Genomic DNA, 15,079 nt, shown 5'->3' with positions numbered 1-15,079 from the left:
AATTTCTATAAGTGCAAAATAGTCTGATATGTATTAATAATTAGTAGCAAACTTGAGATGGATCAGATTTCAGAACGCTTCTCACATTTATCTCCACTGAAACAAGCATTTCTCAAATTAGAAGAAATGCAATCTAAGCTTGAGGCTATGGAGCGAAGACAAAATGAGCCAATAGCGATTGTTGGTATGGCGTGCCGATTTCCGGGAGGAGCCGATTTAGAATCTTTCTGGCAACTATGCAAAGATGGAGTAGATGCTATTAAAGAAGTACCATCAAATAGGTGGGATTTAAATATCCATTACGATTCAAACCCTGCAAGTGCTGGTAAGATTTATACCCGTCGAGGGGGATTTTTGGAACGGGTAGATGAGTTTGATGCTGCCTTTTTTGGAATTGCTCCTCGTGAAGTTGTCAGTTTAGATCCTCAGCAACGGCTGTTACTGGAGGTGAGTTGGGAAGCTCTGGAGAATGCATCTCAAGCACCAGACAAACTGCACAACAGCAGTAGTGGCGTGTTTGTAGGGATAAATAGCGATGACTACAAACAACTTCAGCTGATGTCTGGCGATGCTGCTAACTTAAATGCTTATACTTTTACAGGCAACACTGCCAGCGTCGCAGCAGGTCGCTTATCTTACTTTCTAGGTTTACAAGGGCCTACCTTAGCCGTAGATACAGCCTGTTCGTCATCTTTAGTAGCAGTCCACCTAGCTTGTCAAAGCTTGCGTAACGGAGAATGCCGCCTTGCCTTAGCTGGCGGGGTGAATTTGATGTTATCAGAGAATTTAAACATTGTTCTCTGTAGAATGCAGGCTTTGTCCCCTGATGGTTACTGTAAAACTTTTGATGCCGAAGCCAACGGTTATGGACGGGGAGAGGGTTGCGGGATAGTAGTCCTTAAACGTCTTACGGATGCCATAGCGGATAATGACAACATCCTAGCTGTGATTCGAGGCACGGCAATTAACCATGATGGTCGTAGTAGTGGACTGACAGTTCCCAATGGATTAGCCCAGCAAGCCCTAATTAACACTGCCCTTGCTAATGGTCGGGTAGAACCTGCACAAATCAGTTATGTAGAAGTCCACGGCACAGGGACAGCATTGGGAGATCCCATAGAAGTTGAAGCTTTAGCAAGCGTATTAGGCAAAGGGCGATCGCCAAATCAGCCCCTAGTCTTAGGTTCTGTAAAGCCTAACATTGGTCATTTAGAAGCAGCAGCCGGGATAGCTGGTCTAATCAAAGTCGTACTAGCAATGCAACATAGGGAAATCCCGCCGCATCTGCATTTGAAAAAGCTAAATCCTGCGATCGCCTGGGAAGAACTTCCCGTTGCAATTCCCACCGATCTAACCCCTTGGCCTTCAATAGATAGTCAACGCCGCATTGCGGGAGTCAGTTCCTTTGGGATGAGTGGCACCAACGCCCATATAGTCTTAGAGGAAGCAGGAGAACTGGGGAGTCAGCATCGTAGGGCGACTGAAACGTTTGAGCGTCCGCAGCATATTCTCACTTTATCTGCCAAGAATGAAATTGCTTTGCAGGAATTGGCTCAACGCTACTGCGATTACTTAACAGCCAACCCCACAGAATCCCTAGCAGATATCTGTTTTACAGCCAATACAGGGCGATCGCATTTTGAACATCGTTTAGCCATAGTAGCTGATTCGCTATCGTCTTTACACCAACAGTTAGAAACCTCAGATGTTGATGAGTACTCAGTAAAAAGCGCTCATCCACACAACAGAAAAATCGCATTTCTCTTTACAGGACAAGGTTCCCAGTACATCAACATGGCACGGGAACTGTACCAGACTCAACCGACATTCCGCGCTTGCATAGATCAGTGCGAAGAAATTCTACGTCCCTACTTAGAAACATCATTACTGGATGTTCTTTATCCTAGTGAAACGGCAAATGCCAAATTAGACCAGACAGCTTACACCCAACCAGCCTTGTTTGCGGTGGAGTATGCCCTAGCTGGGTTGTGGCAATCTTGGGGAATACGGCCGACAATCGTCATGGGTCATAGTGTAGGAGAGTATGTTGCTGCTTGTATTGCCGGAGTATTTAGTTTAGAAGATGGGTTGAAACTGATTGCCGAGCGGGGACGGTTAATGCAAGCTTTGCCGTCCGGGGGTGAGATGGCAGTGGTATTTTCCGACTTGAAGCAAGTAACAACAGCCGTAGCTCCTTATGCTGAACAAATCTCCATCGCTGCGATTAATGGCCCGGAGAGCATTGTAATTTCGGGTAGGTGTGAGGCAGTCCAAGCAGTACTAGCTAAACTAGAAGCAAAAGGAATCGAAACCCGACAGTTAAAAGTGTCGCACGCTTTTCACTCTCCTTTGATGGAACCGATCCTAAATACTTTTGAGCAAATTGCAGCTCAAGTTAAATATTCATCTCCCAAGATTGCGCTGATTTCCAACGTCACTGGCAAGTTGACAACAGGAAAAGAGATTGCTAAACCTGGATATTGGAGTCGGCACATTCGAGATACGGTAAGGTTTTCAGCCAGTATGCAGACTCTGCACGAGCAAGGCTATGAAATATTTATCGAAATTGGTCCAAGTCCCGTACTACTGGGGATGGGTCGTCAGTGTTTACCAGAGAATAACCAGGTTTGGCTACCTTCATTACGCAAAAAACATTCTAATTGGCAGACTTTACTCAGTAGTGTAAAAAATTTGTATTTGCGTGGTGTTGAACTGGATTGGAGCAGATTTGACAAAAACTATCCGCGCCACCGCCTACAATTACCAACCTATCCATTCCAGCGATCGCACTATTGGATTGAATCGGTTAAATCGGCACAGACAGCGACACTTGCTCCTGATAAAGATTGGTTTTACGAAGTGCAATGGCAGCCAAAAACTCGCATGGCAGCAGGATGGCAGAGAATGCAACCAGAACAACCCGGTAGTTGGTTAATTTTCGCCGATCGGGGTGGTGTAGGTTTAGCTCTAGCATCTTTGTTTGAGAAGCAAGGCGAAACCTGTTTCATTGTATTTGCTAGCGAAGCCGATAAAACTTCCCAGCCAGGACACAAGCAGATCGACCCAAGACAGCTGGAAGATTTCCAAAGCTTGTTGCAGGAAGTATTAGCAAGCGATAATCGCCCATCCTGCCGGGGAGTAGTGCATCTATGGAGCCTAGATAGTACAGCCACCGAAGTAACGACAATAGATTCCTTAGAGACAGACCAAGACCGCAACTGTGGCAGCATTCTTCATTTAGTACAAGCTCTTTGCTCAGTAAAGTTTCCCCAGTTGCCTCGTCTATGGTTAGTAACTCAAAATACTCAACCCATAGAGGTAGACTCATTAGCAGTAGCGCAAGCACCAATTTGGGGACTCGGCCGGGTTATAGCCTTAGAACACCCTGAAATGTTCGCAGGGCTAGTAGATTTAGGAAATAGTGCTTCCTTAGAAGGAGCAGCCCAAATGCTATTCGAGGAGCTGAGGAATCCAGAGGTTGAGATGCAGGTAGCACTCCGCGATACACACCGATTTGTAGCTCGTCTAGTCCCCAGCCAAGGCGAGAAAGTAACACAGTCTTTCAGGATTCAAAACGATCGCACTTACTTAATTACCGGTGGTCTGGGCGGCTTAGGATTGAAAGTAGCTCAGTGGCTAGTAGACCAAGGTGTTCGTTACTTGGTACTAGTAGGACGTAGTGCTGTTTGTGCCAATATTCAAACGCAGTTGCTCTCACTCCAAAACCAGGGAGTTCAAGTCCTAGTAGCTCAAGCAGATATCTCTCAAAAGGTTGAGGTAGAAAGAGTTTTTGCAGACATTAGCAAATTCCCCTCTCTAGCAGGCATTATTCATATGGCAGGGGTTCTTGACGATGGCGTACTGCTCAAACAAGATTGGAACCGCTTTGTGAAAGTCATGGCTCCAAAGGTAGCAGGAGCGTGGAACCTACATACTCAAACCCAAGATATGCCTTTAGACTTTTTGATTAATTTTTCGTCGGCGGCTTCCTTACACGGTTCACTAGGTCAAGGTTCTTATGCCGCAGCTAACGCCTTTTTAGATACTCTGGCTCACTATCGGCAATTACAAGGATTACCAGCCTTAAGCATCAACTGGAGTTCCTGGGATGAAGTCGGAATGGCAGCAACGATGGCTAGCCGCGACCAACAGCGATGGACAGATGCAGGTGTAAGTTTTATTGCCATAAAGCAAGGTTTGCAAGTTCTAGGACAACTACTTAAACAAAAACTTCCTCAAATTGGCGTACTGGCGGTAGATTGGTCGAAATACTTCAAACTATTTCCTAGTAATTTTGCATCTTCATTTCTGTCTGAGATAGCTAGCGAAACTCCATTAACAACGCAATATCAACAGTTGGAAATTTTACAAAGGTTAAAAAAGACTCCTCCAAATCAACAGAAAAATGCTTTAATTTCTTATATTCAAAATAAAGTCGCTGCTGTTTTGAGACTTGATGCCGAGTTAATTAAGCCCCATGTTGGCTTTTTTGAGATGGGCATGGATTCTTTAATGGCTGTTGATTTAAAGAATATTCTGCAAAAGAGTTTAGGGCATAATCTAGATTCAACTTTAACTTTTGAATACCCAAATATTGAGTCTTTAAGCGAATATTTACTGAAAGAGATTATTTTGGTTGAATCACTTCCCGATTCTCAGAAACAATCTGATCAAAACACCGAAGAACAGGCAAAAATCTTGGCACAAATCCAAGAATTATCTGAAGAAGAATTAGCAGCATTAGTTGATAAAGAGTTAGAAACATTAGGTATAGGAAATTAACGTGAGCAGCACTTCAGAAAGCATTAATCAACTATCTCCATTACAACGTGCGGCTTTAGCTCTCAAAGAAATGCGCTCTAAACTTGATGCCATTGAGAAATCACAGAGTGAGCCGATCGCGATCGTTGGTATGGGTTGCCGATTCCCTGGTGCCAAAGATATAGAATCTTTTTGGCAGGTATTGCGTGATGGTGTAGATGCCACAACAGAAGTGCCTGCCTCAAGGTGGGATACAGATGCTTTCTACGACCCCAATCCAGAAACTCCGGGCAAGATGTATGTGCGACGGGGTGGCTTTTTGGATGGTGTAGAAGAGTTCGATGCTGAGTTTTTCGGTATCTCTCCTAGAGAAGCAATCAGCTTAGATCCACAGCAACGGCTATTACTGGAGGTAGGTTGGGAAGCTTTAGAAAACGCAGCTCAAGCACCAGAAAAGCTCAACGGTAGCTTAACTGGGGTATTTGTTGGGATGTGTAATAACGACTATGTCCAACTAGAAGCTTTCTCTGCACCGAGCAACATTGATGTTTACACAGCCACAGGTAGCATTAACTTTGGTGTTGGGGCAGGTCGTTTAGCTTATATTTTAGGACTGCACGGGCCGACATTAACTGTAGATACATCTTGTTCGTCGTCTTTAGTCACAGTTCATCTAGCTTGCCAGAGTTTGCGTACTGGAGAGTGTAATTTAGCCTTGGCTGGTGGAGTCAACTTAATGCTGTCACCCATCACGACTATTGCCATGTCTAAAGTCAAAGCTTTAGCTGCCGATGGACGTTGCAAGACTTTTGATGCTGCCGCCGACGGTTATGGACGAGGAGAAGGATGTGGGATGATAGTTCTCAAACGCCTTAGTGACGCAGTCGCAGACGGCGATCGCATCCTTGCCCTAATTCCAGGAACCGCCATTAACCATGATGGGTGTAGCAGTGGACTGACGGTTCCCAATAGTCTCTCCCAACAGAAAGTGATTCGTGCTGCTCTCAAAAACGCCAAAATAGAGCCGACTGAAATTAGTTATGTAGAAGTTCACGGTACAGGCACAGCTTTGGGGGACCCGATTGAAATTCAAACATTAAAAGCCGTGTTTGCTAAAGAACGTACAGCAGCACAACCTCTAATGATTGGTTCAGCAAAGACGAATATCGGTCATCTAGAACCAGCAGCCGGGATAGCTGGTCTAATTAAAGTAGTGTTGGCAATGCAGCACCAAAAAATTCCAGCACACCTACATTTCAAACAGCTGAATCCTCATATTTCTTTGACAGGGACTTGTCTAAAAATTCCTACCGAACAAACTCCCTGGTCTGTAGCAGCAGGACAACGTCGCCTAGCTGGGGTGAGTGCCTTTGGTATGAGTGGAACTAATGCCCATGTCATAGTTGAGGAAGCACCAGTCAGAGAATTGGAGCGATCGCTAGTTAAACGCCCGATCCATCTATTAGCACTATCAGCTAAAAGCGAGACAGGATTAAAAGAACTCACAACTCGCATCACAAATTACTTAACAGCCAACCCCACAGAGTCACTAGCAGATATCTGTTTTACAGCCAATACAGGGCGATCGCATTTTGAACATCGTTTAGCCATAGTAGCTGATTCGCTATCGTCTTTACAGCAACAGTTAGAAGCCTCAGGTGTTGATGAGTACTCAGTAAAAAGCGTTCATCCACATAACAGAAAAATCGCATTTCTCTTTACAGGACAAGGTTCCCAGTACATCAACATGGGGCGGGAACTGTACCAGACTCAACCGACATTCTGCGCTTGTATAGACAAGTGCGATCAAATTCTACGTCCCTACTTAGAAACATCATTACTGGATGTTCTTTATCCTACTGAAACTGCAAATGCCAAATTAGACCAGACAGCTTACACCCAACCTGCATTGTTTGCTGTGGAGTATGCCCTAGCTCAGTTGTGGCAATCTTGGGGAATACAGCCGACAATCGTCATGGGTCACAGTGTAGGAGAGTATGTTGCTGCTTGTATTGCAGGAGTATTTAGTTTAGAAGATGGGCTAAAACTGATTGCCGAGCGGGGACGGTTAATGCAAGCTTTGCCGTCCGGGGGTGAGATGGTGGCTGTGTTTGGCAGTGAAGCGCAAGTGTTAGCCGCAGTAGAATCCGGCCAACAAATTGCCATTGCTGCGGTTAACACTCCTGGGAATGTGGTAATTTCCGGGGAGAGTGCAGATGTCCGATCTTTAGTATCTAAACTGGAAGCTTCAGGAGTTGAGACTCGGCAGTTAAAGGTATCTCACGCTTTTCACTCTTCTTTAATGGAGCCGATGCTGGATGATTTTGAACGGATAGCAGCTGAGGTTACATACTCACACCCCAAGATTAGTTTAGTTTCCAATGTCACCGGGCAACTAGCTGAGGGAGAAATTGTTGCTAGTGCTGATTACTGGTGTTGTCATATTCGGCAAACTGTCAGGTTTGCTGCAAATATGCAGACTCTACACGAACAAGACTGTGAAATATTTGTAGAGATTGGGCCAAACACCACCTTAATTGGTATGGGTAAGCAGTGTTTACCTCAAGGTGTCGGCATTTGGTTGCCTTCTTTAAGGAAAGGACAACAAGACTGGCAAGTGTTGTTGCAAAGCTTATGCACGTTGTACGCCCAAGGTCAAGAGGTTGATTGGGTTGGATTTGATTGCGACTATCGACGTTATCGGCTGTCGCTTCCTACCTATCCTTTTGAGCGACAACGATACTGGACTAAAGCTGTTAAGCTACAGCCTCAAGAATCGCTCCCATCTTTACCAGAAATAGCTCATCCTTTTTTGGGCAAACGCCTGCAATCTCCACTCCAGCAAATTCAGTTTGAGTCTCTATTCAGCATTGATTCACTGCCGCTTGTGCGCGATCATCAAGCCTATGGGATACCACTGGTTAATTTTGTAATTTATTTGGAGATGGTTTTTGCTGGGGTAGTGGAAGCCTTTGGTACGAAACCTTGTGTTTTGGAAGATATATTTATTTTTCAGGCTCTACTGTTACCTGAAAAAGTAGCTCGTACCGTGCAGTTGATTTTATCTGAAGATTCTGGCAAACTTTCTTTCCAAATTTTTAGTCTTACAAATGAACAGACAGCTTGGACGCTCCACGCTGCCGGAAAAGTTGTGATCGCTAAAACAAAAATAGCCGCCTCTAGTCGAAAATGCATTTCTTTAGAAAAAGTTCAGGCACAATACGACAAGGAAATTTCCAGAACTGAGTTCTACCAGATTATGGCAGAGCGGGGAATATTTTTAGGGACAAGTTGCCAAGCCTTAGAGCGAATTTGGGTAGGTAATGGACGGGCGCTAGGGGAAATACAACTTCCCCAAACAGCAGAGCTATTTGATAACCGATATCATCTGCCGTTGGCAAGTATGGATGCTTTATTCCAAATTGCTATCCCTTATCTGACTAACCAACCTGATAATTACCTACTTTCAGGTTGTGAGAACTTGCAATTTTATGGTTATTCGGGAAACCGATTGTGGTGTGAAGCTATTGTTCGACTTGGTGACGGGCAAGAAAATTACCAGGAAACAGTTTCCGCAGACATCCACCTATTTGATGAAACTGGACAGCTAGTAGCAGAAGTTGTCAATACACAACTAAAGCGTGTAAGTCATGAAATTATCCAACGTGCTACTGAAGCAGGTAAAAAAACCAGCTTCAATCCAACCGCCACCCAGCAAATTAAAAAAAACAGTCTGTCTAGAGAAAAACTCCTGGCTGTTGAACTAGGGAAACGTCAGCAGATGCTAGAGATATATCTTTTAGAAGGGCTGGCCAGTTCACTACAACTGCCATTAGCTAAACTCAACCCGCAACAGCCACTCGCTTCACTGGTTGATTCTCTAATGATTTTTGAACTTAAAAGGCGAATTGAGGCCGATCTCCAGGTGCGAGTGCCAATGGAGAAATTCTTTGGCGAAAACACCATCGCTCATCTAGCCGAATTATTACTTGAGCAAATCACACTAGCCAACCTCATCCTATCAAACCCCTCATCCACTGATAGCAGTGCAAATATGGAGGAAATTTCACTATGAGCTTATATAAACTTTTATCTGAACTCTCTGAGCGAGGGGTGAATTTGTGGGCTGAGGGCGACCAACTACGCATTCGCGCTCCTCAGCAAGCACTGACACCAGAACTACGTAACTCACTAGCTGAGTCTAAAGCTGAACTTCTATTGTTATTGCGTCAGAATAATATAGTAGCTAATAATACTGATTTGCCAGTGGTTGTGCCATGTTTAGCACAACGGCACGAACCTTTTCCTCTCACCGATATGCAGCACGCCTTTTGGGTAGGCCGTAGTGGTATCTTAGAGCTTGGCAATGTTGCCAATCATGGTTATTACGAAATTGAATGTATTGATTTAAACCTAAAACGGTTGAATCAAGCCTTGCAAGCATTGATTGAGCGTCACGATATGTTGCGGGCTATAGTCTTACCCAGCGGTCAGCAAGTGATTCTTGAACAAGTCCCTTTTTACGAAATTGAAGTTTTAGATTTGAGAGGACAAGACGATGCAGTTGTCGCCTCGGCGATCGCGAATATTCGTGAGCGGATGTCTCATCAAGTGCTGTCGGCTGACCAATGGCCAGTGTTTGAGTTGCGAGCCACACGTTTAAATGGGCAACGCATCCGTCTGCATTTCAGCTACGATTTGCAGATATTTGATGCCTGGAGTATGTTTCGTTTTTTTGACGAATGGTATCAAATTTACCAAAATCCTGATGTGGCATTGCCATTTTTAGAACTTTCATTTCGGGATTATGTTTTAGCAGAGCAAAAACTGCAAGATACAGAATTATACAAGCGATCGCAAGAGTATTGGTTCAATCGTTTAGATGACTTACCCCCAGCCCCTGACTTACCACTAGCAAAAAATCCCAAAGAAATCAAACAACACCAAAATCAGCGTTATCAAGGACGATTAGAGCCAGCTGATTGGCAACAATTAAAGCAACGAGCTGCTCATGCTGGTTTAACTCCCTCTGGAGTTTTGCTAGCTGCATTTGCCGAAATCTTGACTATTTGGGGGAATCCGCGATTTACGATTAATCTTGCCTTATTTAATCGTCTGCCATTGCATCCCCAGGTCAACGACATTCTAGGAGACTTTACCTCCGTAACCTTATTAGCTGTTGACAATTCTACTCCAGAGCCATTTAGCGATCGCTCTCGTCGGCTACAACAACAACTCTGGCAAGATTTAGAACATCGCTATATCAGTGGAGTGCGTGTAACGCGGGAATTGGCTCGCAGACGGGGTAAAGCTCCCAGTGCCATGCCAGTTGTATTCACTAGCACTCTGGGTTTTAGCTCTCTTGGACAAGAAACGTTGACCTTTAGTCATTTTGGGGAATTGGTCTATGGTATCAGTCAAGCTTCCCAAGCTTGGATGGATATTCAAGTTTGGGAAGATCAGGGAGCATTGACCTTCAACTGGGATGTGGTCGAAGAACTTTTCCCAGAAGGATTGATTATCGATATGTTTGAGGCTTATTGTCGTTTCCTCAAACAACTAGCAACTTCTGAATTAGCTTGGACTCAGACGAATCGAAAACTAATTCCTCCTGCTCAATTGGCACAACGGGAAGTGATTAATGCAACTACCGCACCAACACCCGACAAACTGCTGCATACTTTGTTTGCGGCGCAAGTTCAAAAGCAAGGAGGGGAACCCGCCGTTATTTCATCCGAGCGTACCCTAACTTACCAAGAGCTATACACACTTGCCAATCAAGTCGGTCATCGACTGCGGCAACTAGGGGTTGTGCCTAACCAACTGGTAGCTGTGGTTATGCAGAAAGGATGGGAACAAATTGTGGCTGTCATGGGAATTTTGGCTGCTGGTGCGGCTTATGTTCCCATCGATCCCGGATTGCCACAACAGCGCAGAGAATATCTTCTAGAAAATAGCCAGGCCAAAATCGTTCTGACTCAATCTTGTTTGGATAAAAAATTGGCATGGTCGTTGGGAATACAGCTTTTGTGCATAGATACAGAAACATTCGCCAACGAGAACAGCCAACCACTGCCACCAATGCAAACGCCTGACGATTTAGCTTATGTAATTTACACCTCTGGTTCCACTGGCTTGCCCAAAGGAGTAATGATTACTCATCGCAATGTCGTTAACGTACTTGCCCACACAAACCAACGGTTTAATATTAATTCTCAAGACCGCATCCTAGCTTTAACGGCTTTGAATCACGATTTGTCTGTTTATGACATATTTGGTCTTTTAAGTGCTGGCGGTGCAATTGTGATGCCCGATACTTGTGCAGCCAAAGATCCGGCTCACTGGGCTGAGTTGATGGTGCGGGAAAAAGTGACACTGTGGAACTCAGTACCCGCAATGATGAAGATGTTGGTGGAATATGCAGAGAATCAATCTGTGACATTATCAACAAGCTTGCGTTTGGCAATTCTAGGCGGTGATTGGCTTCCGGTTTCCCTGCCTACCCGTCTGCAAACTTTAATACCAAAAGTACAAATACTCAGTATTGGTGGCCCGACAGAAACAACTATTTGGAATATTGGTTATTTGATTACAGAGGTTAACCCAGATTGGAAAAGTATTCCTTATGGGAAACCGATGGCAAATGCCAAATACTACATTTTGAATGAAGCTTTAGAAGATTGCCCTGTTTGGGTTCCCGGTCAAATGTACTGCGCTGGAGTCCAAGTTGCTAAGGGTTATTGGCAGGATGAAGAAAAAACTGCTGTGAACTTCCTCACCCATCCCCGCACAAAAGAACGTATTTACCGTACAGGCGACCTCGGTCGTTATTTACCTGATGGCAACATTGAATTTTTGGGGCGCGTGGATTTCCAAATCAAACTCCGGGGATATCGTATTGAAACAGGAGAAATTGAAGCGGCTTTAAAACAGCACCCAGATATTAAAGATGCAATAGTCACTGCTGTCGGGGAGTCAGAGCAAAATCAACATCTGGTAGCTTATGTGGTTCCCAAGCAAGATCAAGCATTAAGTTGCTTGGAAACGGAAAGTGCAAACGCTGAGAAATCTCAGCTAATTTGGCAATCTCTGGTACAAGCAGGACTGCAACAAGCTGAAAATAGTTTTTGGGAAGCAGATGTTCCCACTTTCGCTGCAATATGGGAATACCAAAATTATCTATACACTATTTCAGTGTGTCGGGCGTTGAGAAAGCTTGGTGTTTATAACTCACCAGGAGAGAGGTATGACGTAGATGATTTAATGTCTCAATGTCAAATTGCTCCTCGCTATCAAAAATGGTTAAATCGGGCTTTGCAAATATTGGTTAAAGAAGGTTGGTTGCAGCAGCAGGGAAAAGTTTTTACCAGTGTTGTGGAATTACCAATTGCGGTGTTTCAAAAACTGTCAAAAGAAATTCAGATAAATCATGGGTTTACTAAAACCTGGATGGATTTAATACCTGATGCTCCTTTTGAGGACTTAGCAGATATTATTACCGAAAAAATCCATTCGGCAGAAATTTATGTCTCCGAAAAAACTCGCGAGATATACAAAATCATGTTCGCTGATTGCAATGCGATCGCAAGCGAAATGATTGCTACAATGTTACAAAACCTAGAGCCAGGAAACCAACTACGAATTTTGGAAGTTGGAGGTGGTTATGGTTCGACTACAGAACATTTACTACCCCTATTACCATCAGAAACTACCTACGTTTTTACCGATATTTCGCAGTTCTTTCTCCAGCAAGCTCAAGAAAAATTTGCCAACTATCCTTTTGTGAGTTATGACATTTTAGACCTGGAAAAAAATCCTGTCGAGCATGGTTTTGAAGCACATTCCTTCGATTTAGTTATTGCGGCAACTGTTATCCATAACACTCAATATATAGAGCAAACACTGAAAAATATTCGCTCATTGTTAGCTCCCAATGGTTTACTTTTGGCAATTGAAAAAACCCAATTTCATCCCTCATTTGATTTGAATATGGGACTACAGCAAGGGTTTGAACGCTTTGATGATCGAGAACTCCGCTCAGAACATCCAGTGCTGTCAAAAGAACAATGGCAGAAAATCTTAGCTGCTTTGGAATTTACAGACAGCGTTTTTATGAACCAGTCTGGTTCTATTGCTGATTTAATTGGGTTTGATGTTTTTGTTGCTCAAGCACCATCAACTGTGCAAAGTTTTAAACCTAAAAAGTTACGTGATTTTCTTCAGGCAAAGCTGCCTGAGTATATGCTGCCTGCTGAATTTGTCCTTTTGGATACTTTGCCACTGACAGCAAATGGCAAAATAGATCGTCGTGCTTTACCTGGGTTACAAGGTTTGCGATCGCTAGTGAAAGCAGCTTATGTCATGCCACAAACAGAAACAGAAAAAATCGTTGCTGGTATTTGGCAAGAAGTTTTGCGAATAGAGAAAGTGGGTATTAACGATAATTTTTTTGAACTTGGGGGAGATTCTCTACAAGTTACTCAAGTTGTCTCGCGGGTAAATGAAAAATTCCAGATCAATATACCCATGCAAAGTTTGCTGCAAACTCCAACTCTAGCTAGCTTGGCGAAGTCCATTGACGAGATTAATATCACAGCTCAAAAACTCCAAGCTCCCATCGACAAAGCATTAACTAATCGCGTGGAAATTGAGTTATGAAATCTATTCAAGAGTTTTTATCCTATATTAGTAATCTAGACATCAGGCTTTGGTTAGATGGCGTTAGCGGAGCGCCTCTGGAAGAGGTTCGTTTGCGGTGTAATGCCCCTCAAGAAGTACTGACACCGGTTCTGCAAGCACAAATAGCCGAACGCAAAGCTGAAATCATCCAATTTCTCAAACAAGTTAATTCTGCTGCTAGTTCAACTGTTGAAGCGATTCAACCAGTTCCACGGGACGCAAACCTACCCTTGTCCTTCGGGCAACAAGGACTGTGGTTTATCGATCAATTGGAAGGCGGTAGCGCGGCTTACAATCAGATATTTGCTATCCAAATCACAGGATTGTTGAATGTAACTGTTTTGGAGCAAGCTCTTAACGAAATCGTACAGCGTCATGAAATTCTCCGCACTACATTTAAGAGTGTAGATGGACAAGCCTTCTGTGCTGTCGCTCCTCAATTGAATTTGCAACTATCGATAGTAGATTGGCAGCATTTATCTAAAACCGAGCAATGGCAAGAAGCCCGGCAGTTATCTGTAGCCGAATCTCAGCAGTCTTTCAACTTAGCACAGGGAATATTACTGCGAACCACACTGCTGAAATTCGCTTTAGAAGATTACTTGCTGATATTTACGATCCATCACGCGATCGCAGATGCTTGGTCGAGTGCGATTATTATGCGAGAACTAAGCACACTCTACGAAGCCTTCTCTCAAGGTAAGCCTTTACCTTTACCAGAGTTACCTATTCAGTATGCTGACTTCGCTAATTGGCAGCAACAAAAGTTGCAAAAGTCAGATTTTCAAACACAACTGAACTATTGGCAGCAAAAACTAGCTGGTAATCTCCCCATCTTACAATTACCAAGCGATCGCCCACGCCCAGCTGTTCAAACTTTTCGAGGAGCCACTACTACCATCAAAATTGGGGCAGATATTACCCAAAAGTTGAAAAAGCTCAGTCAGCAGGAAAAAGCCACTTTCTTCATGACCATGCTAGCAGCTTTTAAAACGCTTCTTTATCGCTATACTGACCAAGAAGATATTTGTGTTGGTACTACCATTGCCAATCGTCATAACCGCGATTTGGAATCACTTATTGGTTATTTTCTCAATACTCTTGTGATGCGTACCGACTTGTCGGATAATCCGTCTTTTCGAGAGTTGTTAGGGCGGGTGCGGGATGTCGCTTGGGAAGCATTTAATCATCAAGATTTGCCTTTTGAACTTTTGGTAGCACAATTACAGCCAAAGCGTGATTTAGCTTATACTCCGCTATTCCAAGCCATGTTTGTGCTAGAAAACGTATTAACAGAAGAAGTTAAAATCCCAGGATTGACCCTTAAATTTTTAGAAATGCCAACGGCAACAGCTAAGTTTGATTTAACCTTATCAATAAGGGAAACTGAGCAAGAGTTGTTAGCAAAATTTGAATATAATACTGATTTATTTGATGCCGCTACTATTAGTAGAATGGCAGCATATTTTGAGAATTTGCTTTTGGCGATCGCGACAAATCAAGAGCAACGTCTTAGCGAATTACCTCTACTAAGTGTAGCTGAACGGCATCAGTTATTAGTGGAATGGAACAACACAAAAGTAGAATACCCAAACAGTTGCCTACATGAGTTATTTGAAGCGCAAGTAGAGCGTACACC

General features: G+C 43.7%; 4 protein-coding genes. All 4 read left to right on the top strand.

Features of this window, described 5'->3' with window-relative positions:
• Window positions 1-57: 57 nt before the first annotated feature.
• Window positions 58-4,782 carry a type I polyketide synthase gene (locus tag RMZ43_RS29305; protein ID WP_322652751.1) on the top strand — a complete coding sequence of 1,575 codons (4,725 nt, stop codon included), beginning with the start codon at window positions 58-60 and terminating at the stop codon, window positions 4,780-4,782.
• A gap of 1 nt (window position 4,783) precedes the next feature.
• Window positions 4,784-8,836 carry a beta-ketoacyl synthase N-terminal-like domain-containing protein gene (locus RMZ43_RS29300; RefSeq protein ID WP_322652750.1) on the top strand — a complete coding sequence of 1,351 codons (4,053 nt, stop codon included), beginning with the start codon at window positions 4,784-4,786 and terminating at the stop codon, window positions 8,834-8,836.
• The gene (locus RMZ43_RS29295; protein ID WP_322652749.1) at window positions 8,833-13,419 is read left to right on the top strand and encodes a non-ribosomal peptide synthetase; all 4,587 of its coding nucleotides are present in this window, start codon (window positions 8,833-8,835) and stop codon (window positions 13,417-13,419) included. Before RMZ43_RS29300 ends, RMZ43_RS29295 begins: the two co-directional genes overlap by 4 nt.
• Window positions 13,416-15,079, top strand: a 1,664-nt coding sequence (locus tag RMZ43_RS29290) for a condensation domain-containing protein (RefSeq protein WP_428850939.1), incomplete at its 3' end; no start/stop codon positions are given. The genes RMZ43_RS29295 and RMZ43_RS29290, both read left to right, overlap by 4 nt.

Source organism: Nostoc sp. CmiVER01, assembly GCF_034531135.2.
Classification (GTDB): Bacteria; Cyanobacteriota; Cyanobacteriia; order Cyanobacteriales; family Nostocaceae; genus Nostoc.
The sequence above is the reverse complement of the archived record's forward strand: the minus strand, read 5'-3'. Positions and strand labels throughout refer to the sequence as shown.

Excerpts from the sequence above, each read along its gene's own strand:
- RMZ43_RS29295 (WP_322652749.1), top strand. The coding sequence starts at position 8,833 with ATGAGCTTATATAAACTTTTATCTGAACTCTCTGAGCGAGGGGTGAAT.
- RMZ43_RS29305 (WP_322652751.1), top strand. The coding sequence starts at position 58 with ATGGATCAGATTTCAGAACGCTTCTCACATTTATCTCCACTGAAACAA.